Origin of the sequence: Cohnella sp. GCM10012308, assembly GCF_042649185.1 — a bacterium.
Classification (GTDB): Bacteria; Bacillota; Bacilli; order Paenibacillales; family Paenibacillaceae; genus Cohnella.
Map to the genome: position 1 here is coordinate 36,408 of NZ_JBHRYU010000004.1, position 21,727 is coordinate 58,134.

Sequence of the window (21,727 nt, forward strand, 5' to 3'; positions counted from 1 at the left end):
GGTACTTTTTAGTACCTATATCACTTAAAAGTACGTACTGTCCATTCGGGCAACATTCATCCATAATAGCATTCACCGGCCGGGATATCTACTATGGGAGTGATGCTCCAATGACGTTAGCCGCCAACAAAAGCACGGCCGCGCTGCTCGCGCTCGCGGTCAGCGCGTTCGCCATCGGCACGACCGAATTCATCAGCGTCGGGCTGCTGCCCCTCATCGCGGATGATCTTCATATATCCGAATCGCTCGCGGGCCTTACGGTCACGCTATACGCACTGGGCGTCATGTTCGGAGCGCCGATCCTGACCTCGCTCGCCGCAGGCGTGCCGCGCAAGACGCTGCTTCTCTGGATCATGGTCGTTTTTATCGCAGGCAATATGCTCGCCGCCGCTTCCGGCGGCATCGTCCTGCTGCTCGCCGCCCGCGTGCTGTCCGCCTTCGCGCATGGCGTCTTCATGTCCGTCGGCTCGACGATCGCGGCGGATCTCGTGCCAAGGGATCGCAGAGCCAGCGCGATCTCCACCATGTTCTCGGGTCTTACGATCGCGACCGTGACGGGCGTTCCGCTCGGCACGCTGCTCGGCCAGCATCTCGGCTGGCGGACTGCCTTCGCCGCGATCGCGGCCGTCGGCATCGTCGCTCTCGCGGCCAATCTCGCGCTCGTCCCTTCCGGGCTCCGGGGACCCGCCCGGACCAAGCTGCGCCGCCAGCTCCCGCTGCTGGGCAATCGCCGGCTGCTGCTCGCCTTCTCCATCACGGCGCTCGGCTACGGAGGCACGTTCGTCGTCTTTACTTATTTGTCTCCGCTTCTGCGGGATATAACCGGATACGGCGAATCTTCGATCGCCTTGATCCTGCTCTTCTACGGCATCGCTATCGCGATCGGCAATATCGTCGGCGGCAAAGCCGCCAACAAGCGCCCCGTTCCTGCGCTGCTCATCATGTTCGCGCTGCAGGCCATCGTGCTGCTCGCGCTGAACTTCGCCGCGCCCTACCGCGCGGCCGGACTGGCGTTCGTCCTGCTCATGGGCCTGCTCGCCTTCATGAACGTGCCCGGGCTCCAGCTCTACGTCGTGATGCTGGCGGAACGACATGCCAAAAACGCCGTCGACTTCGCTTCGTCGCTCAACATCGCGGCTTTTAACGCGGGTATCGCGATTGGCGCCTTCCTCGGCGGCATCGTCGTGGATCGGCTCGGCGTCGCGCATACGCCGTGGATCGGCGCCGTCATGGTCGCCGGCGCGGTGCTGCTGACGGCGGCAAGCCTGCGCCTCGAAAACGCGGAATCCCGCGCGAGCAACGACCTCCGAACGCAGACAGCGTCAGTCTCAAACTAACTTTAATCAAAAAAAGAGTAAGGGGATAAACTGAGATCATGAATACACATACTCCTATTCAAAATCTTCAAAGCGCTTTTCCGCTCGCAAACGACGTTCGCATGCCATGGCTCGGCCTCGGCGTATTTAAGGTTCCGGAGGGTGCCGAAGCGGCGAGCGCCGTCAAGGAGGCCATTCGCCAGGGATATCGCAGCATCGACACGGCCGCAATCTACGATAACGAGACGAGCGTCGGCGCCGGCATTCGCGAAGCGCTCTCCGAGACGGGACTTGCCCGCGAGGCGTTATTCGTCACGTCGAAAGTATGGAACGCGGACCTCGGATACGAAGAGACGCTGACCGCCTACGAGACAAGCCTTCGCAAGCTGGGGCTGGATTACCTCGATCTTTATCTGATCCATTGGCCCGTCGCGGGTAAATACAAGGATGCCTGGCGCGCGCTTGAGAAGCTGTACGCAGAAGGACGCGTCAAAGCGATCGGCGTGAGCAACTTCCATGTTCATCATCTGGAGGACCTGCTGCAGCACGCAAGCGTCGTGCCGATGGTCGATCAGGTCGAACTGCATCCGCGTCTTCAGCAGCCGGAGCTGCGCGCGTACGCCGCCGAGCGCGGCATTCGAATCGAAGCCTGGTCTCCGCTCATGCAAGGAGAATTGCTCGACGATCCGACGCTGGCCGCGATTGCGCACCGGCACGGCAAGTCCGTCGCGCAGATCATCCTCCGCTGGGACCTCGAGCTCGGCGTCGCGACGATTCCCAAGTCGACCCGGGCGCATCGGATCGCGGAGAACGCCGACGTCTTCGGCTTCTCGCTGTCGGAGGAGGATCACCGCCTGATCGCCGCGATGGACCGCGGCCGGCGGGTCGGACCCGATCCCGACAACTTCGACTTCTAAACAAACGGCGCCGCACCCCAGCCGGGAGCGGCGCCGTTCTCGATTCGCCGGAAGCCGGCGGCTGCTTACGGATTGGACTTGTCCCGCTTCTGATGCGAATGCGGGGGACTTCGCAGACAAACTCGCGAACCCCAAGCCCCCTCGGCGCTGCTCTTCCGGCAGCGCGCGTGCGGTCAGGCAAGCGCGGATCTGCCGAAGCCCGGCTCCCACATCGTCGAGCCCTCCCGGATCATCTCCGGCTCGGCCTGGCAGGCCCGCTCCCAGGCCTCGACGCAGGCGGGCTCGAAGTGGGTCCCCTTGCTCGCGTTCAGGATCGCCATCGCATCCTCGTGGGACATTGCCGGCCGGTAAGCGCGGTTGCTTGTCAGCGCATCGTATACATCCGCGACCGCTACGATTCGCGCCATTCTCGGAATCTCTTCGCCGGCCAGGCGGTCGGGATAACCTTCGCCGTTCCACTTTTCGTGGTGCGAACGGATGATGCCCAGCTCCTCCTCCATGAATCCGAGATTTCTGCACATCTCGTATCCCCGGACCGGATGCTCCTCGATGATCGTCCGCTCCTCCGGCGTCAGCCGCCCGGGCTTGTTGAGCACCGCGTCGGGCGTCTCGATCTTGCCGACGTCGTGCACGATCGTGCCGCCGACGAGCGCGCGCAGCTGCTCCGGACGGAGCTGCAGCTGCTCCGCAATCTTAAGCGCGTACAGCGTCACGCGGAAGTTGTGGCCCGCCGTGTACGTATCCTTGCTCTCGGTGGCCAGCATAAGCGCGCGGACGCTCGGCTGCAGCGCGTTGGTGATGCGCTCGACCGGGTCCGTCGTGAACAGCCCTTTGATCGCGCCGGTGAGCGAACGTCTGGAAGCGTACTGCCGATAGAGTCCGAACAGCACGACGACCATCGCCGCCAGCAACAGGAAGTGGTAAAGCCACCAGCTGCTGCGCCATACCGTTCCTTGCGTCATGATGAGCTGAGCCGCGATGAGCCAAGCCGTGCTGTAAACGATCGCCAGTTCCAGCGGGAAGCGCGAATATAAGTAGGAACGGTAATAACGGTAACCCGTGACGATATTGACGACGATAACGAACAGCGTCGCAGAGCTGTTAAGCGGATGAACGTCCAGACGGATAAAGTCGACAATCTCGGGACGCAGCAGGCCGATCAAGCCGGCGAGCGCCAGCAGCACGGTCCACAGCGGAAGAAGAAGCCGTTCGCGGCAGGAGAAAAAACGGATAAGAGGGTGGTCGGATCGCCAGGAGGACAGCCAGAGCCAGACGGTGGCGAAAATGACGCTGAGCGGGGCGCTAATCTTCGGCAAAGGCGTGGCGCCTATCAGAAAATTAGGCGTAGACAATCCGTGCACCATGAAGAGCACGGCTAACGAGACAAAAGACAACGCAAGAAAGCTGACCTTGATATTGCGAACGCGCCTGCCGGCGACGGCGACGAAGCCGGCCACGATCAGCGCCAGCAGCGCGACCGAACTCACGATGTAAAAGTGCGCGCCAGGCAACACGAATAGGCCATCCCAGCCGGGATTCCTGCTCAATACGACGAACGCGACATAAGGAAGAATCGAGGCGGCGAGCGGACCAAGCAGAGAGCGTGCGTTCATCGGCTTTTTACTCCATTTCTCCGATATGGGTCATTGGACCTGTCTTTCTCCATCTTAAATCACGGCGTCCAAAATGGAAATACTTGAAATACGCGATGCGTAGAACAATCGGCGCATTTTAAGCGCGATCCAGCGCCTTGGCCTGCTCCTCCAGCCGGCCCGCCGCGTCCTCGATCCTTCGGAAGGCAACGACCGCGTCCTGCAGCCTGCGCCTGCTCTCTTCCATCGAAGACTGCGACCGCTTCGTCCCGCTGCCGATCTCCGCCATTCTCGAAACGACCTCCTCCACTTCGGCGTTTGCTTTTTTGGCGGCTTCCTGGACCTCGCCCGCGAGCTTGCGCACCTCCGCAGCGACGACTTCGAATCCCCGTCCGAACTCCCCGGCGTGCGCCGCCTCGATCGCAGCGTTCAGGGAGAGCAGCTGCGTTTGCGAGGCCACCTCGCGAATGACCCGCACAATGCCCCGTATCGCGGCGGTCTGCTTTTCCAGACGCTGCAGCTTTTCAAAATTGTCCATCGAATCCGCGCGCAGCCGGTCAATCGCGGCTTCGATCTCTCCGCTCCTCGATATGCCTTCGCCCGCCCGGCTCGACAGCTCCTGCGCCGTGCGATTCAGTTCCTCGGTGTGCCGGATCGCCGCTTGCTCGCGGGACGTAATGTCGGTGGCAATCTTGATTACGGCATCGTATTCCCCGTCCGCCCCCCGCACCGGCATATAAGTCGCTTCGAGCCACAGAAGACTTCCGTCCTTGGCGACCCGTTGGATTTTTTCCTGAAAAGTCTTGCCTTTGCGCAGGTTGGACCACAATTCCCGGTAATCGTCGCTACCCGCAAACGCAGGCGTGCAAAACCGCCGATGCGGCAGTCCGCGCATCTCCGACTGTTCGTAGCCCAGCGCGTCCGCGAACTTGCGATTGGCCCACAGCGTCATGCCTTCCATATCGAATTCGATCATCGCCAGGGAACGCTCCATCGCCCCCATTACGGCTCCCGCATCCAGCACCTGCGTATTGTCCTCGTATTGCGCCCGCTCGCCCATGAGGTCCTTTACCATCCTTTTCACGCGGTAATTTGTATATTTTATGTATAGGTATTATCGCTAATTATTTGATTTCAATTGTACACAACCTATACAATACAAGCAATAAATATTGGCACGATGTACGTCAAAATGCATGTTTCAAGCTATAATGAAGAAGTTTTGTATCAATTATGTATAATTCTAGGCGGAGGTGCGCACAGTGTACAGCATTCAAAAAGTAACCGACATGCTCGGCATCCCAGGCGTCACCCTTCGCGCCTGGGAAGCCCGCCACCGCATCGTCAATCCGCTCCGCAGCGCCGGAGGACACCGCCTTTACAGCGAATCCGACATTGCTACGCTCAGATGGGTCAAGCGTCGGATCGAAGATCAAGGGATGAAGATCGGAGAGATCGCGCAGCAGCTAAAACAAGACAGGCCGCTGCGTACGGAGGGCCCGGATGCGGAAGGTACGTCCCTTCCGTTTCTGCCGCCGCCCGCAGAATCGCGACCTTCCCAAGTCGACCTGCATATCGCGGATCGCCTCTATCCGGCGCTCATCGCTTTTAATACAGAAGAGGCCCATCAAAACATCGATCTCGCGCTATCGCTGTACGGCTACGAAAAAACGTTCCACGCGATCCTCGCTCCGCTCCTCGTCCGCATCGGCACCGACTGGGAAGCGGGGAAAATCGCCGTTGCCCAAGAGCATTTCGCCTCGCAGCTCATCTTGCAGCGGTTCATGCAAATCTTCCGTTCGCTGCCGGTCGATCCGAGCATGCCCAGCGCGGTCGCCTTCTGTCCGCCCGGCGAGCATCACCATCTCGGCTTGCTTCTGTTCAGTCTTTACTTGCGAAAAAGAGGCATCGACGTAATTTACCTGGGTCCTGATACGCCCTATGATGGGCTCGGCCAGCTCATCGAACTGAAGGACGTACGGGCGGCCGCGATATCCGTTACCGATCCGCTTCATATCGCGTCCCTCTCCGAATGGCTGAGCCAGACAATCGACCGTTATCCGGGGCTTTGCGTCTTGCTGGGCGGCGCCGGCTTCGGTCCGCGGAACGCCGGCAGAAGACATTGGGAGCGCGTCAGTTACGAGGACAGCATCGATTGGGACGCCTGGTTTTTTGCCGCTTTCGCTCCTAGGCAATAAGGCCCAACCTCGCATGAACTTTTGCCCGACGAATTGGCGTTTCATACAGGAGTTTGATCCATGCTGTCGAATTTTAGTTGGTAACAGGCAATTTTTCCCGCGTCAGATCTTACCAAATCGATGCGACAGGTAAAATGGGGTGCAATATGAAAGCGGTTCGCTTAATCGCAGCGATGGCGTGTGCGTTCGTCATTGCCGCGTTGTTCATTATAGGGCCGAATACCAGCTGGGCAGCGGCGCCCGAAGCGAAAATCGACCATTGGCAAGTGATGTGGATTCCGGACGGCGCGCAGCTCGGCGCCTCGCCGCCCGCGGACGGACAATGGATCGAAGCGGAGGCGGGCACGCCGCTGGTCGATCTGCCGGAAGGCGTCCAGGGCGCATGGATCCGTCTGCAAGTGCCGCCGACGAGCGGCTGGCAGCGGCCGGGCTTGCTGGTCCGGCGATTGTACGGGCTTGAGTTGGCCGCCTTCAGAGAGGGGACGCTGCTCTTTGAGTCGAAGCGCGACTTCGACTTTCACTTGAACCGGCTGCTGCTGCCGCTCGGCGCTTACGACCGGGCGTCGAACATCGACGTGCGGATCCTTACGACGGGGACGCGCGCAGGGTTCATCACGAACGCCCGGATCGGCGAGTTCGCGCCGCTGGAGGAGAGCTACGTCCGCAGAGAGCTGCCGGACCTGCTGCTCGGGGGCTCGATCTCGTTTCTGGCGCTGATCATGCTGATCTGCTCAAGCTATCTGAACCGCCGGCAAAGGAGCTCCTGGATCTCGCTCTGCCTCATCGCGCTGACGATCGGCATGTTGATATCGGTCTATTCGCCGATGCTGTATATCTATTATAAATCGTACGCCAATCTCTTTTTATCGCTATTCGATCTGTCGATGTTCTTGCTCTTTCCCGCGCTCAGCTATTACGTGGACGAAGTGCTAGGCGGCCGCTTCCGCTTTTTTACGAGATTCCGCAAATGGCAGGCCGGCTTCTCCGCCTTTTGTTTTCTGGCGTTTATCGCATACAAGGCGACGAACGAGCGATATTACGATCTGTACTACCTGCTCACGAACCCGATCCTCGGGTCCTTGATCCTTGTCCAGCTGATCATTATCGCCGTGCTGTCCGTCGTCCATGCGATGCGCAAGAACACGGACGCCATTATCTTGTCCGCATGCCTTTTCTTGCTGGCGCTCTCGGGGGCTACGGATCTGGTTCTCTATTATGCCAGCGGCAAGAGCTACATTCTGTTCTTGTGGAAAATCGGGGTCGTCCTGCTGATCGTAGGGCTCGTCATCATCCTGGCCAGACGCATATCCGCCGATTATCGGATGCTGCTGTCCTACTCCAAGCGCCTGGAGCTGTTCAATCATCGGCTGGAGCGCACGGAGAAGCTGAAAATCATCAGCGATCTCGCCGCATCGGTCGCGCACGAAGTCCGCAATCCGCTTCAGGTTACGCGCGGATTCCTGCAGCTGCTGGCTGGGCGGGGAGACAACGAGAGCAAAAAGCATTTTAACATCGCGGTGAGCGAGCTGGATCGCGCATCCGGCATCATTACGGACTTTCTGACCTTTGCGAAGCCCGAGCTCGAGACGGTCTCTCCCTTGAATCTGGCGGAGGAGCTGGCGCAGCTCGAAGTCATTATCGCTCCGCATGCGGCCATGTACGGCGGCAGGCTGCACATTAACGCGGATCCGGGACTGACCGTAATCGGCAGCTCGTCCAAGTTCAAGCAGGCGCTTATCAATCTGTTGAAGAACAGCATCGAGGCGTTCAAGGAAGACGGCTATATCGAGATCAACGCTTATGAGGAAGACGGCGAAGCGACCATATGGATCAAGGATAACGGGGAAGGAATGGACGAAGCGCAGATCGCCAAGCTCGGCGTGCCTTATTTCTCGACCAAGTCCAAAGGTACCGGACTCGGGACGATGGTGACCTTCCGCATCATCGAGGTGATGAAGGGCACGATCGATTTTAAAAGCCGCAAGGGGCAGGGAACCGAAGTGTTAATTCGGCTCCCGATAGCCAGCGATGCAGCCCGCGAAGAGGCCGCGGTCGCTGCGGCAGGCGTCTTACCAAACAACTTCGACGTTTGAGTCGCCGTTGCCGAGGTCCTCGGGATTCGGCGGGATGACCAGATAGTAGTGCGAAGCGCTCTCTTCGACGGTCGTCACTTGAATTTCTTGCGGCAAGTCTACGCCGAACGCCTCTTTGACCGCAGCCTTGGGATCGGCCAGCAGTTGTTGCTTGAATGCGGGATCTTCCCATGCTTTTTTGATGACCTGGACTTTGAGCGATTCGAGGGACATTCGATTCACAACCTTTTCATATGATTGGGCCTATCAACCCATATCCTACCATATGATTAGGCTTCTCGTCCCTATAATTCTTTCATTTTTGATAAAAAATATGAAAAACCGCCACCGCTAGCCAATTTATCCGTTGTATCCCGGGTCGCCTGAACGTCGTTCAAAATCCCGGCCACGATCTCCTGCTGGAATCGGACCAGTCCAGGCGCCGCGCCGGGCAGCGCGGCGAGCCGCTCGCCGTGGCCGAGCACGATGGAGGCCAGCTGCTCCAGCGCCCCTTTGCGGTAAATCGCCTGCAGGACCAGCCGTTCCTGCAGGGGCTGATCCTCGGGCATGGCCAGGCTCTCGCGTCTGACCAGCGTCAGAAAAGCGTTGCTTCGTTCCTCTGCCGGCAGATCCTCCCGCCAGTCGGCCCAATCGTCCGCCAGCTGCAAAGACGCAAGCGCCAGCTCGACTGCCGCCTCCATGTCGGCAATCTGCTCCGAAAGTCCCGCGTCCAGCAGGACCGCGACGGCGCCAAGCTTCACCGGGGCCGACTTGCGCGCGAGCGCGCGAGGATCGCGCGGGTCCGCACGCCGCAAGCCTTCGCCGGAGACGGCGGTCGCCCATTCGCCCAGATAAGTCCGGTAGTAGGTCCAAAGCGGAGATTCGGGCGGGTAGTACCGGCCGTAACGCGCTATGAAAAGCGCGTTCAGCAGCTGGCCGACCGCAAGGGCCCGCTTGCCCTCCATGCCGGCATCGCTGCCGTCCATCATATCGTCGAGCACAAAAAAGTGCAGCATCGCGTATACGTTGCCTACCGCCAGATCCCGGCACAGCGCCGGATCGGCTCCCGTCCGCGCGCCGATCCAGGACGGGAGCAAAAAGGCGATATAGTTGGATTTGCGGTCCCGGCCCGTCGGGTCGGCCCGTTGGACGAGCCCGCGAATCGCGGCGCTCAGCGGCTCCGGGTATGCGTCCGCTCCCGCAGCGGCTTCCGCGAATACGTTCGCGATCTCTCGGGCGATTTCCGATTCGGCTTGTACGGTTTTCATGAAGAGGCCTCCAATATGTATGGCACCCATCTTCCGTATTCGCGTCTGCCGGCATAGCGGATCGTGGGGGCGTTCAATGCTTTTATCATACCGTACGGAAGCATGAAATTCTGTAATCCCGTTCACAAATTTTAGAAATAGCGATCCCTGCGCACATAACCCGGCTCGATGACGATCGGCTTGCAGTCGGGCGGCATGTCTACGTACGCCGTCTCCCGAGGGCCAGCCACCAGAATCAGATTGTCCCCCGCTTCTCCGCCGGGACCGGCCACCGATATGGCAGCCGCATAAGGAAATACCGCTTGAAGCGTCGCCAGCATCGAAGCGATCCGCTTGTCTCCCTTGCCGCGCGCGATGACATTGAGCAGCATTGCGCCGCCGTCCCGCAGCCGCTCCCGCGCCAGGCTGTAAAACTCCAGCGTCGCCAGATGCGGCGGCGTCCCGTCAGCGGTAAAAGCATCGACGACGATGTAGTCAAAGCTGCCGGGCTCCGTCCCGGAGAGCAGCGCGCGCCCGTCGCCGATCGCGACGCCGTCCTGCCTGCAGCCGAAATAGTTGCGGCTCCACTCGACGACCGTGGCATCGATCTCCGCCGTATCGATCCGTTCGCTCCCGTAATGCCTCGCGATCGTCCCCGCCCCGTGCCCGATGACGAATGCCCGTCCGAATTGCGGATGGATCGCATCCATGAGGTTGATAAGCGCGCGCTGATAGGCCAGCAGGACACGCGAAGGATTCCTCAGATCGATCGCTCCTTGAACGGCGCCGTCCGCGAACTGCAAGACGCGGAATCTGCCGAGCTCGCCGTACAGCTCCGTCGTATCGAAGACGCTCATTTCCCCGTGCCGGCCCTTCTCGTGCGCTATTCGTTGCATGGCGCGCCGCCTCCCTTCTACTCCTTACAATAGACGTCGGATACAGCTGCCGCAATGCTTGGCTGCCGGAAGGCCGGACGCGTCATTCATGTTATTTTAAGGCTGGCGGCTTATAATGACCGCATCATCCGACAATCGAAGGTTAGTGACATCATGAGCTGGTATTCGCAATTCCCTCCGCTCCTCACGGAGCGCTTGCTGCTGCGCCAGGTAACGGCCGAGGACGCCGATGATCTGTATGCCTTGTGCACGGACCCGCAAGTCAACAACCTGCAGGACTGGCACGGCCCGGCTTCCGTAGCGGACACCGAGGCGATTATCGAGAGCTGGCGCCAGGGCTATGCGGACAAGCGCGTAGTCGCCTGGGGCGTGACGCTGCGGGGAACCCGTCCGCTGATCGGCACGGTGACCTTGATGCCGACGCGCGGCAGCTTCGAGGACCTGCCGCGGTTTCCGCTGGCGCTGGGCTACGATCTGAAGCCGAACTTCTGGAACCGCGGCATCGCGTCGGAGGCGGTGCGCGCCGTGCTCGACTTCAGCTGCACGTTCATCGGTCCGCACCGGATTCAGGCCGAGGTGCATCCGGACAACGCCGCATCGCTGAAAGTGCTGAAAAAACTGGGCTTTAAGGAAGAAGGTCTCCTGAAGCATTATTTGATGCATGAGGCGACCAGGCAATTCATGGACGTCCTGATACTCGCTTTGCTATTCAATTGATGCCGCTTAGGACGCCATGCCTATTGGTCCCATACGGCCATCAGGATGCGGTTGACGGCCCAGACGGCAAGCAGCGCAGACGCGCTTGCCTGGCGTCCTGCAGCGTATAAGGCGGCTGCGGCCACGACAAATACCGCAAGCTCGATCGCCAGCTTCAAGCCGCCGCCCAAAGGGATCGACGCCTTGGGCGATAGAAATGCGCCCCAGACGACGGCGGCCAAAACCGGAGCGCCGATGCCGAGCATCCAGCTAAACGCGGGCGCCAGATCCGTCTTGAAGCCCCAGTAACCTAACGCCGCAAGCATCGCCAACTCAAGGGCAAACCGGAGCGCCAGGTTCGCAGCCTTTATCGTTTCCATCATCGTTTAAGAGCCTCCCAAAAAACTAATGTCATTAGTTTTAATATAACTAATTTCATTAGTTTTGGTCAACAGCCCATTTAAAAGCCTGGCGAAGAAAGGGATGCCTCTCTTATCGCCAGGTTTTTTATATCGGTTATTCGCTTATAAGCCCGGCGTCACATCGAATGTCCTGCCGCAGGAGGAGCAAAATTTAGCCTCAAGCGGGGCCGTCTTGCCGCATGCGCATTCCTTTTCGTCGGAGAGTGCGTTAATCTGCGCCTTGTTCTCCTGGATCTCCTGCTCGAGCAAGAGAATGCGGTCGTACTTGGGCTGCAGCTCATGAATCCCGGCCTCGACGCGACGGCCGACGGCAGTCTCGAATACCAGCTGGCCGATCTGCTGCTGTATTTCTTCGATCTCTTTTCTTTTCGAGCTGTTCTGAAGCTTGAGGCGATTCACGTCGACCAGAACCTTGGCCTTGTTGCCCGCATCGTTCAGCCCGGATTTGACTTTATCCAGAAATCCCATGGACACAACCTCCTCTAATCTTGCTCGGACTTTCGTCCATTGCAGTCAGTATACTATATATATGGGTAAATGAGACGACATATGACTCGCCGCGGTGACGAGGGACGACGAATCCCCCGAAGTTTCGCGAGGCCTGATTTGATGTCTCCGATACGGCTAGGCCTTCGCCGCAGTTCCTGATAAACTCAGTATATAGCGGGAGGAGGAGCTTAGTTGGAGCACGTATTCGCGAACCAATCGTTGCCTTACGAACAACTTTATTATCATTCACCGGTCGGCACGGCTTTCCTCTCCCCCGATGCGGCAGTGTGGATCGGCGCCAACCCGTCGTTTTGCGAAATGCTCGGTTATTCCGAAGAAGAGCTGCGGGATATTCCCTATGCGCAAGTGGCGGTTCGTGCACCCGACGAGCGCGCTGAGCTTCTTGCGCCTCTGTTGGACGGCAGGTTGACCAGCTTAATATTAAACGAATCCTTGTCGCGCAAGGACGGATCGGCCGTCAGCGTCCGCCTTTGCCTGTTCCCGGTTCACAGCGCAGGCATCGTCCGGGGCATTGCGGTCCAGGTGACGGAGATTCTCCCGACTGCGTCGCCGGATACGCTGTCCGAGGAGACGATCCTGCGGCTCGTGCTCGATCATGCGCAAGACCTGATTACCGTGTCTACGCCCGACGGCATCACCCGTTACGTTTCGCCGGCCATCCATTCGATATTGGGCTACGAACCGGACGAGCTCATCGGCCGCAACAACACGGCGCTGTACCATCCCGACGACGTCAAGCAGCTGCAGGCGCAAGCTTTTCGCGACGTCGGCGTATTCGAATGCCGGGTTCGCCACCGGGACGGCCATTATCTCTGGTTCGAGACGGCGTTTGAGATTCTGCGGACCTCTGACGGCCAATTCGACAAAATCGTCGGTATCGGACGGGACATCACGGCCCGCAAGAAGTTCGAGGACAATCTTGCCGAGGCGCAGCGGCTGGCCCGCATCGGCTCGTGGGAATGGGATCTCGACACCGGCAAATTCTCCTGCTCCGACGAGATGCACCGTATGTTCGACGCGCGGATCGACCGGCATCGGAGCGATCTCGAAGCGTTTTTCGACTGCCTGCATCCAGGCGACAAGAATCGCATCCAAACGAATCTGCAGGAAGCGTTTAAAGGCGGCTTTCATGAAACGGATTTTCGTATCGTGACCCTCGGCGGAGAAACAAGGCTGATCCATGCACGGATCAAGACGATTTGCATGCCCGGCAGCGAAAAAGTCAGTCGGCTTCTCGGTACGCTGCAGGATATTACCGACAGCAGGCTGATGGAAACGCAGCTCCGGGAGAGCGAGCAGCGCTACAAATCGCTGTTCGACTACAATCCGTCGGGCGTGTATTCGTTCGACCTGGAGGGCAACTTCACCTCGCTCAACGCGAGCCTGGAGAAAATGCTCGGGTTCACGCGCGAGGAGCTGATGCCGGGCTCGTTCGTCCACCTCGTATACCCGCCGGACCTGCCGCGCACGCAAGCCAACTTCAACCGGGCCGCGCAGGGCGAGCCGCACAACTACGAAGCCGTCGTTCTTCACAAGGACGGCTCCTTGCTCGACCTGACCGTCACGAACGTGCCGATCTTCGTAGACGACCGCGTAGTCGGCGTATTCGGCATCGCTTCCGATATTACCGATCGCAAGCGCCACATGGAGCAGATCGAGAAGCTTAGCTACGAGCATGCGCTCATCCTGAGCTCGGTGTCCGAAGGCATCTTCGGCGTCGACCGGGAAGGCCGGGGCATCTTCCTCAATCCGCCCGGCGCCCGCATGCTCGGTTGCGAGGCGGAGCTGTTCGCAGGCCGCCCTTACCAGGAGTCGGTCCACCATACCCGCGCGGACGGCAGCCGCTATGCCGAGGGCAAGTCTCCCGTCCATCAGACCATTCGGGACGGCCAGCCGCGCGCGGCGCGGGAGGATATTTTCTGGCGCACGGACGGTTCGAGCTTCCTCGCCGACTATCGCGTGACGCCGATCACGGACAGGGGCGAGATCCGGGGCGCCGTCGTCGTGTGGCGGGATATCACGAGCGAAGTCGAGGTGCTGAAAGCCAAGGAATCCGCCGAGCGCGCGGACCATGCCAAGTCCGAGTTTCTCGCGATCATGAGCCATGAGCTGCGGACCCCGATGAACGGCATCATGGGCATGACCGACCTGCTGCTGGATACGCCGCTCTCGGATTCGCAGCGCGAGTACGCGGAGATCGTCATGAAGAGCAGCCGCAGCCTGCTTCGCATCCTGAACGACATTCTGGATTTCAGCAAGATCGAGGCCGGCAAGCTCGATCTCGAATGCGAGACCGTCATCCCCGCCGAGCTGCTCGAGTCGGTCCGCGAGCTGTTCGAGGTCAGAGCCGACGCGAAGGGAATCGCGCTGGACATGCGCATTGAAGACGGCACCCCGGCGACCTTCGACGGCGATGCCGCCCGCATCCGGCAGGTACTGGTCAATCTCGTCGGCAACGCGATCAAGTTCACCGAGGCGGGCAGCGTCACCGTCAGGCTGCGTCACGCGCGGAGCGATGAGCTCGCGGCGGACATGCTCGAATTCGAGGTGGCGGATACGGGAATCGGCATTCCGGCGGACAAGCTCGACCGCCTGTTCCATTCGTTTTCGCAGCTCCACCCGGCCTTCAACCGCAAGTACGGCGGCACGGGCCTCGGGCTCGCCATCTGCAAGCGTCTCGTCGAGCTGATGGGCGGCCGGATCGAAGCCCATAGCGAGGAAGGGGCCGGCTCCCGCTTCCGCTTCACGCTGCTCGCCTCGCGCGATCCGCTGCCCCGGTAAATACAGGCGATCGGCGAACGTTCGCAACGTGTCATCCTGGCGCGTGCGCCGCCTTTTTTCCGGCAGAAGGAAATAACGCAGCAATGCAGCATCGCGCAGACGAACGGAGGAACGCCTCCGTTCGTCTTTTTTGCGTGTCTTGCAGCGGCTGGGGATGCTTCGCCCGAAGCATGCCCAAATAGACCCGATTGACGAACCGGCCTCCGTTAACGGATGATACTGCTATTAATCGATTCGGATGCCCGAAGGGCAGGGAAGGAGCCGACAGGAATGAATCCCGTCAAAGTCATGATCGTGGACGACGAAGTGCTGGCGATCGAGCATCTGAAGCGTCTCGTCTCCTGGGAAGCGCTCGGCTACGAGATCGTCTGCACGGCGACGCGCCCCGCGCAAGTGCCCGAGCTTGCCCGCAAGCATCGCCCCGACCTCGTCCTCATGGACATCGTCATGCCCGGTCAAGACGGCCTGGCGCTCAGCAAGACGCTGCTTGCGGAAGGCACGGCGCTGAAAATCGTGCTGCTGACCTCGTACAAGGAGTTCGAGTACGCGAAGGAGGCCGTCCGGCTCGGCGTCGCCAGCTATTGGGTGAAGCACGAGATGGACGCCGATACGTTCAGCCGCGAGCTCGGCGGCCTGCGCGAAGAGATCGTACAAGCCCGCAGAGCGCTGAGGAGCGGGCGGGACCGGCTGCTGGTCGACTGGCTCGGCGGACGGGAGCTGTCGGATGCCGGCTGGCGGACGGCGACGGACGGGCGCTGCGAAGGCTTCGACCGCTGGCAGCTCGTCGTCCTCCGGCCCGACAGGCCGCCGTTTTTGCCGCCTGGCATGCCGGCGCCTTCGCCGCTGCCGGCCGCCTGGCCCGCCTCGGACGACGCCGGCCTGCTGGCGGCGCTCCCCTTCTTGGAGGAGTACTTCGTGCTCCTCTACGGAGACGCCGGCGCCCGCGGCGAAGGCCGGCTGCGCGAGACGGCCGAGGCGAGGGCTTCCGAGGCGGCGGCCGCGCTGGAGCGGCTGACGGGCGGCACGGTATCGGCCGCCAGCGCCTACGGGCTGGCGGATCGCGGCGCCGTGCCCGGCCGGCTCGCCGAGGGCCTCAGGCGGCTCGGACTCGCCGTCTATTACGGGCCGCGCCAGCTGTTCAGGCTGAACGAGCCGCTGCCCGAGGCGGCTGCGGTCTCGGCCGGGCACTTCGACTGGAGCGCGGGGCTCGCCTCGGTGCGCGGAATGCTGCAAGAGGGCCGCTACGCGGAGGCTGCGCTCGGTCTGCCCGGCTTATTCGCGCAGGCGCGCGCGGCGATGGACATCCCGGGCTTGACCGAGCTGTGCCGTCAGCTCGCCGCTTCGATCGCCCGCAGCCGCGCGCAGCTCGGCCTGTCCAATCCGGCCGAGCCGCAGGATGCCGCGGGCTGGACGTCGCTGACGGCGATCGAGGCCGCGTTCGCCGGCCGGATCGCCGCGCTCGAGGCGGCCGCGGGCGCCCCGGCCGGCTCGCGCAAGGTTCGCGCGGCTATCGCTTATCTGGAGCGGCACTACGCCGATCCGGATATCGGCGCCGACGCCGTGGCCGCCCATCTGGGCATCAGCCGCGATCATCTGCGCCACGTCTTCAAGGAGGAGACGGGCCATACCGTGCTGGACCGCCTGACCGAGATCCGCATGGAGCAGGCCAAGCGGCTGCTCGCGGACGGCGCGCTCAAGATCTACGAGATCGCGGAGCGCGTCGGCTACCGCAACGGCCAATATTTCAGCCAGGTATTCCGCAAGCAGACGGGCATGAATCCGAACGAATATACGGAGAAACGCAGGTGAGCGCGACATGCGCATGAAGATCCGCACCAAGATCATGGCGAGCGCCGCGCTTGTCGTCTCGTTGTCGCTCGCCGTGAGCGGCTTCTTTATTTACGACTACGCCCGGAATATCATCCGCGATCAATCGATCAAGGACAGCCGGACGAAGCTTGCGCAAATCTCTTTTCAGCTCGGCAAAATTCAGGAGCAGGTCGCCAAGACGGCCGAGTACATCGTGTCCGACGAGGAAATCACGAGCCAGGTCTACGCGCAGCCGGGCGACAGCATCGAAACCGAATACTTCCGCAAGCAAGCGGTTCAGGAGAAGCTGGGCCGGTTCGTCGCCCTCGGCAACTTTATCCTGAACGTGCTGATCGTGCCGCCCGGCGGAGAGACGTATTCCAACTTCAGCGGCTACGAAGACTATTTTGCGGACTATCTCAAGCAAGACTGGTTCGCCAAGCTGTCGCGCGAACGAAGCGCCTACAGCGAGCCGCATTCGTTTTTCTACATCAGCGGGCAGCGGCAGGTCGTCAGCTACGTGCTCAAGTACCGGCCGATCGGCATCAGCTCGTCGGCGGACAGCTTTCTCGTCATCGATGTCGCCTATTCGGAGCTGTCCAACGTCTTCCTTCAGACCGCGCGGGATTTCGAGCAGATCGAGCTGTATTCCGGTCAAGGCGCGCTGCTGTACGCGGCGAACGAGGAGCTGCCGGCGGCGGACCGCGAATTCATGGCGAGCGCGCTCGGCCCGAACGCGGACTATGCCGAAGACGACAGCCGCATCGCGCTCGCCGACGACGGCATGAACTACGGCTGGCGCCAGACGGCGCTCATCTCCAAGCATGCGCTGTTCGAGAAGATCAACCGCATTTTCTACTTTTACGTGCTCATCATCCTGTGCGGCATCGTCGCGTCGACGGTCGTCATGCTGCCGATCATCGTGGGCCTTACCCGCCCGCTCATCCGCCTGACGAACGCGATGAAGCGCGTAGCCGTGGGCGATCTGGGCACGACGGTCGACATCCGCAGCGGGGACGAGTTGGAGATTCTGGGCGGCGGCTTCAACCGGATGGTCGGCGACCTGAAGGAGACGATCCAGGCATCGGTCCGCAGCGAAGCGGACAAACGGCAGATGCAGATCGATCTGCTCATGGCGCAGATCAATCCCCATTTTTTGTACAATGCGCTCAACACGGTCATTTACCTGTCCCATGCCGGCCGCAGCGCCGAAGCCGCCGAGGTGACCCAGGCGCTCATCGCCATTTTGCAGGATACGATCAAGACGGGCGAGGGCGCGGTGCGGGCGCCGCTCGCCGACGAGAAGCGCATCGTGGATAAGTACGCGGTCATCCAGCAGACCCGCTATCCCGGCCGCTTCCGCCTGATCTGGGAGGTTGACGAATCGCTGCTCTCCCGCTCCGTCCCCCGCATGGCGCTGCAGCCGCTCGTAGAAAACGCGATTTTGCACGGCATCGTCCCCTCCGACGCGGACACCGGCACGATCGCGCTGCGCGCCTACAGGGACGGACCCGATCTCTGCCTGGAGGTGGAGGACGACGGCCTCGGCATGACATTGCCCGCGACGGGCTGGCTGCCCCGCGGCGGTACCGGACACGAGCGTACGCGCGGCATCGGCCTGTCCAACATCCAGGAGCGGCTGCGCTCGCACTTCGGCGCCGCCGCGCGGCTGGAAGTCGAGAGCGAACCGGGGCGCGGCACGCTCGCCCGCATCCGGCTGCCCTGGACCGGGACGGGCTGACGAGGTGCGGTGTCGCCCGTAGCTTGGCTGCCTTATCCCCCGAACCTCCGGATTTTATACAAAATCGCCGGTTTCCCGCATTATCCGCACGGGCTCCCCCGGGTTACGATATTCATGCAAGCACTTACAACGAAGTTCTATAGGGGGTCTATCCAAAGTGAATCACTTGCTCACGAAAAGCCGCGCAGCCGGCGCGCTCTCGCTGCTCCTGCTCTCCGGCGCGCTCGCGGCCTGCGGCGGCAACGGCAAAGACAATAACGCCTCATCGCCTTCCGCTTCGTCTCCCGCGGCCAGCAGCGCAGGCGCCTCGTCCTCCGCACCCGCCGCAAGCGCCGATCCGACGCAGCTCAGCGGCACGGTCAAGGTGTGGGATTGGGACGAAGCTTTTCAGAAAGGCATGATCGCCGAATTTAACAAAACCTACCCGAACATCAAGGTCGAAGTGACCGTCGTCAATCCGAACGACTACCTGCAGAAGCTGCAGAGCGGCATCGCCTCCGGCTCGGACGTACCGGACGTCATCCTCGGCGAATCCGCTTACCGCGGCAAGCTTTTCGACCTGGGCGTATTGGACAATCTCGAAGGCGCGCCGTACAACTTTGACAAGAGTACGGTCCTCGACTTCACCATCCCGTATATCTCGAACGGCAAGGGCGAGGTTATCGCGGTCGATCAGGCGATTACGCCGGCCGGGTTCGCGTACCGCCGCGACCTCGCCAAGGAATATTGGGGCACCGACGATCCCGCCGAGCTGGAGAAGCTGATCTCCACTTGGGACGACTTCATCGCGAAGGGCAAGGAGCTGAAGGACAAGAGCGGCGGCAAGGTGCTCATGCTCCCAGGCCTCGGCGACGCCTTCATCCCGCTCAAAGGCCAAAACTTCGCGCCGTACGTGAACGGCAACGAAGTCGACCTGACCGCCAAGGTCAAGGAACCGCTGAACCGCCTGTTCGAAATGCGCGACGCGGGCATCCTCGGCAAGAACGAGCTATGGACGCCTGCCTGGTCGGCCTCGATGGCCAAGGGAGAGTTCATGTTCTACCCGATGGCGCCGTGGGGTCCGAAGTGGCATATCTCGGCCAACGATCCGGACGGCTCCGGACGCTGGGGTCTCGTCAAGGCGCCGGAGGGCGGCTTCACCCGCGGCGGTACTGCCGTCGGCATTTACAAGGACAGCAAAAACAAGGAAGCCGCCTGGGCGTTCGTGCAGTACGCCTACCTGTCAGACGAAGGCTCCGCTTACAACTTCAAGACGTTCGGCAACATGACCGGCTCCAAGTCGTTCTACGAGACGCACAAGGATCTGATCGAGACGCCCGGACCGTATGATGAGTTCTTCGGCGGCCAGAACCTGGCGAAGTACTTTATGGAAAAGATCGTGCCCGACATGAAGGGCGAGCCGCAGTCGAAGTACGACTCGGTCGTGGACGGCGTGTTCAACGCGCTGTATCCGCTCTGGACGAAGGATACGTCGGTCACCGCTGACGCCGCGCTGCAGAAATTCATCTCCGAAACGAAAAACAAGGCGTCGGACGCGACCGTCAAGTAACCTACAGAATAGAGGGATGAACGTGAACGCGGAACAAAGCCTCGCACCGGCCGCCGCCACCTCCGCCGCATCCCGCAAACGCAGATGGGGGCCACATTTGTGGCCCTATCTTTTCGCGCTGCCGTTTGTGCTGACTTATGCGGCTTTTCAACTGTACCCGGTCCTCTACTCCTTCGTGCTGAGCCTGCATGACTGGAACGGCATCGGCGAGAAAACGTATATCGGCTTTAAAAACTACGTTCAGCTGTGGACCAACGACCCCTTGTTCATCAAGTCGCTGTGGAACACGCTGATCATGATGCTCATGTTCATCCCCCTCACGCTGATCCTCGGCCTCGTGCTTGCGTACTGGACGTTCCAGTTAACGCGGGGCAAGCGCCTTTTCCAGACGATCAACGTGCTGCCTTACATCACGACGCCCGTCGCGATCGGCTTCATCTTCTCCTACCTGTTCGACTGGCAGACCGGGCTCGTCAACCTGCTGTTGACCAAGTTCGGCTGGCTGCAAGAAGGCTTCTACTGGCTGCAGGATCCCTGGGGCTCGCGCGCGATCATCGCCTTGATGGTCATCTGGCGCAATCTCGGCTACTTCATGATCATCTTCATGGCCGGCATGACGGTCATTCCGCAGGACGTATACGAGGCGGCCAAAATGGACGGTTCCACGGGCCTGCACACGTTTCGCAAGATTACGATGCCGCTGCTGCGCAACATCACCGTGTTCCTCGTCGTAACGTCCGTCATCGGCGGACTGCAGCTGTTCGACGAACCGAAGCTGCTGTACGGCGGCTGGTCGGGCTCCGCGCAGGTCGGCGGACCGGACAACACGGCGCTTACCGTCATTTGGAAATTCGTGGACGAATCGTTCATTTCCAATACGCGCTTCGGGTACGCCTCCTCGATCGCCTACTCGCTGTTTATCATTATCGTGTTCTTCTCTATCTTGAGCTACAGGCTGACGGCACCAAAGGAGGACAAGCGATGAACGCGGCAAAAACAACGAAATCGCTCATGTGGATCTGCCTGGTCGCGATCTCGCTGCTGTCTTTGTTTCCGTTCTACATCATGATCGTGATGGGCACGCACTACAACGAGGACTTGTTCAAAGGCATTCCGATCCTGCCCGGCAATTACTTCGCGGATAATCTGAAAACGGTCATGTCCGCCGACTTCATGGGCGTCTACCTCAACAGCCTGATCGTGTCCGTCGTATCCGTCGTCCTGGCGACGCTGACGAGCACGCTCATCGGCTACGCGCTCGCGAAGTTCGAATTCCGCGGGCGGAAGGCGCTGCAGACGTTCGTCATCCTGACGATGATGGTCCCGACGCAGGTCGGCCTGATCGGCTATATCATCGAAATGCGCAACCTCGGCGTCGGCAATACGCTGTGGCCGGTCATTCTCGTGTGGGCGGCGTTTCCGTTCGGCGCGTTTTTCATGGTCCAGTTCATCCGCGACTCGATCCCTAACGACTTGCTGGAATGCGCGCGCATCGACGGATGCTCGGAGCCGGGCATCTTCGCCCGAATCGTGCTGCCGATCATGAAGCCGGGTCTCGCGACGCTCGCCACGCTCGTCTTCCTGTGGTCGTGGAATAACTACCTGCTCCCGCTCGTGACGATCAACAAATCGGAGTGGTATACGCTGCCGATCTTCATCTCGAACCTCGGTATCGTCCACCGCACCGACTACGCGGCGCGGATGCTCGCACTCTCGCTGACGACCGTGCCGGTGCTGATCCTGTTCATTCTGGGGTCGAAAACGTTCATGAAGGGATTGACCGCGGGAGCGGTCAAGGGCTGATGGATCGGCAGCCTCTTTGACGTAGGGTGCTGCATGTTGAGGCTGGCCGGCGATAACTGCATTTGTGCATTTAATCGCGTCGGATGGCCTCTTCTTGCCGCGGATAATTGCGTAAATGCAGCTAATCCGAGCTCGAAGGTCATCCCAAGAGAGCGTACCGGATCGAATAACTGCACAT

Annotated in this window: 18 protein-coding genes; 11 read left to right on the forward strand and 7 right to left on the reverse strand. The window is 60.7% G+C overall.

Translation table 11 applies throughout. The features are described 5' to 3' along the window. Positions 1-110: 110 nt before the first annotated feature. Together ACFOTD_RS07070 and ACFOTD_RS07075 are read left to right on the forward strand one after the other, a co-directional pair. Positions 111-1,337, forward strand: coding sequence for an MFS transporter (locus tag ACFOTD_RS07070; RefSeq protein WP_378117132.1), 1,227 nt, complete (start codon positions 111-113; stop codon positions 1,335-1,337). A 38-nt stretch (positions 1,338-1,375) separates the two neighbouring features. Beyond that, the gene (locus ACFOTD_RS07075; RefSeq protein WP_378117134.1) at positions 1,376-2,233 is read left to right on the forward strand and encodes an aldo/keto reductase; all 858 of its coding nucleotides are present in this window, start codon (positions 1,376-1,378) and stop codon (positions 2,231-2,233) included. A gap of 173 nt (positions 2,234-2,406) precedes the next feature. Here the strand turns inward: ACFOTD_RS07075 and ACFOTD_RS07080 are convergent, their stop codons facing one another. Further along, on the reverse strand, positions 2,407-3,846 hold the full coding sequence (locus ACFOTD_RS07080) for an HD-GYP domain-containing protein (RefSeq protein ID WP_378117136.1): 1,440 nt from the start codon (positions 3,844-3,846) through the stop codon (positions 2,407-2,409). Between the two features lie 118 nt (positions 3,847-3,964). Further along, entirely contained in the window at positions 3,965-4,885 is a 921-nt protein-coding gene (locus tag ACFOTD_RS07085) for a methyl-accepting chemotaxis protein (RefSeq protein WP_378117138.1), read from the reverse strand. Between the two features lie 202 nt (positions 4,886-5,087). Between ACFOTD_RS07085 and ACFOTD_RS07090 the strand changes: the two genes are divergently transcribed. Both ACFOTD_RS07090 and ACFOTD_RS07095 read left to right on the forward strand, forming a co-directional pair. Then, complete coding sequence (locus tag ACFOTD_RS07090) at positions 5,088-6,023, forward strand: MerR family transcriptional regulator (protein WP_378117140.1); 936 nt, start codon at positions 5,088-5,090, stop codon at positions 6,021-6,023. Positions 6,024-6,169: 146 nt separating this feature from the next. Then, a complete protein-coding gene (locus ACFOTD_RS07095; protein WP_378117142.1) occupies positions 6,170-8,116 on the forward strand; it encodes an ATP-binding protein in 1,947 nt (648 codons plus the stop codon). On the opposite strand, the gene ACFOTD_RS07100 is transcribed toward ACFOTD_RS07095, so the two are convergent. The 3 genes from ACFOTD_RS07100 to ACFOTD_RS07110 form a co-directional block, all read right to left on the reverse strand. Continuing rightward, positions 8,093-8,329: an NHLP leader peptide family RiPP precursor gene (locus ACFOTD_RS07100; protein ID WP_378117144.1), complete on the reverse strand. Its 237-nt coding sequence runs from the start codon at positions 8,327-8,329 to the stop codon at positions 8,093-8,095. The two genes, ACFOTD_RS07095 and ACFOTD_RS07100, sit on opposite strands and share 24 nt — an antisense overlap. Positions 8,330-8,400: 71 nt before the next feature. Then, entirely contained in the window at positions 8,401-9,363 is a 963-nt protein-coding gene (locus ACFOTD_RS07105) for a hypothetical protein (protein WP_378117146.1), read from the reverse strand. Between the two features lie 131 nt (positions 9,364-9,494). Continuing rightward, the gene (locus ACFOTD_RS07110) at positions 9,495-10,238 is read right to left on the reverse strand and encodes a spermidine synthase (RefSeq protein WP_378117148.1); all 744 of its coding nucleotides are present in this window, start codon (positions 10,236-10,238) and stop codon (positions 9,495-9,497) included. Positions 10,239-10,391: 153 nt separating this feature from the next. Between ACFOTD_RS07110 and ACFOTD_RS07115 the strand changes: the two genes are divergently transcribed. Further along, a complete protein-coding gene (locus ACFOTD_RS07115; RefSeq protein WP_378117150.1) occupies positions 10,392-10,955 on the forward strand; it encodes a GNAT family N-acetyltransferase in 564 nt (187 codons plus the stop codon). Between the two features lie 20 nt (positions 10,956-10,975). On the opposite strand, the gene ACFOTD_RS07120 is transcribed toward ACFOTD_RS07115, so the two are convergent. Both ACFOTD_RS07120 and ACFOTD_RS07125 read right to left on the reverse strand, forming a co-directional pair. Further along, complete coding sequence (locus ACFOTD_RS07120) at positions 10,976-11,317, reverse strand: YrdB family protein (protein WP_378117152.1); 342 nt, start codon at positions 11,315-11,317, stop codon at positions 10,976-10,978. 141 nt (positions 11,318-11,458) lie between these two features. After that, the gene (locus ACFOTD_RS07125; protein WP_378117154.1) at positions 11,459-11,824 is read right to left on the reverse strand and encodes a zinc ribbon domain-containing protein; all 366 of its coding nucleotides are present in this window, start codon (positions 11,822-11,824) and stop codon (positions 11,459-11,461) included. Between the two features lie 213 nt (positions 11,825-12,037). Here ACFOTD_RS07125 and ACFOTD_RS07130 point away from each other — a divergent pair, with 213 nt between their 5' ends. The 6 genes from ACFOTD_RS07130 (at position 12,038) to ACFOTD_RS07155 (ending at position 21,549) form a co-directional block, all read left to right on the forward strand. Next, complete coding sequence (locus ACFOTD_RS07130) at positions 12,038-14,647, forward strand: PAS domain S-box protein (RefSeq protein WP_378117156.1); 2,610 nt, start codon at positions 12,038-12,040, stop codon at positions 14,645-14,647. A 270-nt stretch (positions 14,648-14,917) separates the two neighbouring features. After that, entirely contained in the window at positions 14,918-16,456 is a 1,539-nt protein-coding gene (locus tag ACFOTD_RS07135) for a helix-turn-helix domain-containing protein (RefSeq protein WP_378117158.1), read from the forward strand. A 7-nt stretch (positions 16,457-16,463) separates the two neighbouring features. Further along, entirely contained in the window at positions 16,464-18,197 is a 1,734-nt protein-coding gene (locus ACFOTD_RS07140; RefSeq protein WP_378117160.1) for a sensor histidine kinase, read from the forward strand. A gap of 157 nt (positions 18,198-18,354) precedes the next feature. After that, on the forward strand, positions 18,355-19,746 hold the full coding sequence (locus ACFOTD_RS07145) for an extracellular solute-binding protein (RefSeq protein WP_378117162.1): 1,392 nt from the start codon (positions 18,355-18,357) through the stop codon (positions 19,744-19,746). 22 nt (positions 19,747-19,768) lie between these two features. Then, on the forward strand, positions 19,769-20,731 hold the full coding sequence (locus ACFOTD_RS07150; RefSeq protein ID WP_378117164.1) for a carbohydrate ABC transporter permease: 963 nt from the start codon (positions 19,769-19,771) through the stop codon (positions 20,729-20,731). Next, positions 20,728-21,549, forward strand: coding sequence for a carbohydrate ABC transporter permease (locus ACFOTD_RS07155; RefSeq protein WP_378117166.1), 822 nt, complete (start codon positions 20,728-20,730; stop codon positions 21,547-21,549). The genes ACFOTD_RS07150 and ACFOTD_RS07155 overlap by 4 nt, the downstream gene beginning before the upstream one ends. Positions 21,550-21,727 lie beyond the last annotated feature (178 nt).

Excerpts from the sequence above, each read along its gene's own strand:
- ACFOTD_RS07120 (WP_378117152.1), bottom strand. The coding sequence starts at position 11,317 with ATGATGGAAACGATAAAGGCTGCGAACCTGGCGCTCCGGTTTGCCCTT.
- ACFOTD_RS07100 (WP_378117144.1), bottom strand. The coding sequence starts at position 8,329 with ATGTCCCTCGAATCGCTCAAAGTCCAGGTCATCAAAAAAGCATGGGAA.
- ACFOTD_RS07075 (WP_378117134.1), top strand. The coding sequence starts at position 1,376 with ATGAATACACATACTCCTATTCAAAATCTTCAAAGCGCTTTTCCGCTC.
- ACFOTD_RS07135 (WP_378117158.1), top strand. The coding sequence starts at position 14,918 with ATGAATCCCGTCAAAGTCATGATCGTGGACGACGAAGTGCTGGCGATC.
- ACFOTD_RS07105 (WP_378117146.1), bottom strand. The coding sequence starts at position 9,363 with ATGAAAACCGTACAAGCCGAATCGGAAATCGCCCGAGAGATCGCGAAC.
- ACFOTD_RS07095 (WP_378117142.1), top strand. The coding sequence starts at position 6,170 with ATGAAAGCGGTTCGCTTAATCGCAGCGATGGCGTGTGCGTTCGTCATT.
- ACFOTD_RS07085 (WP_378117138.1), bottom strand. The coding sequence starts at position 4,885 with ATGGGCGAGCGGGCGCAATACGAGGACAATACGCAGGTGCTGGATGCG.
- ACFOTD_RS07125 (WP_378117154.1), bottom strand. The coding sequence starts at position 11,824 with ATGGGATTTCTGGATAAAGTCAAATCCGGGCTGAACGATGCGGGCAAC.
- ACFOTD_RS07140 (WP_378117160.1), top strand. The coding sequence starts at position 16,464 with ATGCGCATGAAGATCCGCACCAAGATCATGGCGAGCGCCGCGCTTGTC.
- ACFOTD_RS07110 (WP_378117148.1), bottom strand. The coding sequence starts at position 10,238 with ATGCAACGAATAGCGCACGAGAAGGGCCGGCACGGGGAAATGAGCGTC.
- ACFOTD_RS07080 (WP_378117136.1), bottom strand. The coding sequence starts at position 3,846 with ATGAACGCACGCTCTCTGCTTGGTCCGCTCGCCGCCTCGATTCTTCCT.
- ACFOTD_RS07115 (WP_378117150.1), top strand. The coding sequence starts at position 10,392 with ATGAGCTGGTATTCGCAATTCCCTCCGCTCCTCACGGAGCGCTTGCTG.
- ACFOTD_RS07070 (WP_378117132.1), top strand. The coding sequence starts at position 111 with ATGACGTTAGCCGCCAACAAAAGCACGGCCGCGCTGCTCGCGCTCGCG.
- ACFOTD_RS07155 (WP_378117166.1), top strand. The coding sequence starts at position 20,728 with ATGAACGCGGCAAAAACAACGAAATCGCTCATGTGGATCTGCCTGGTC.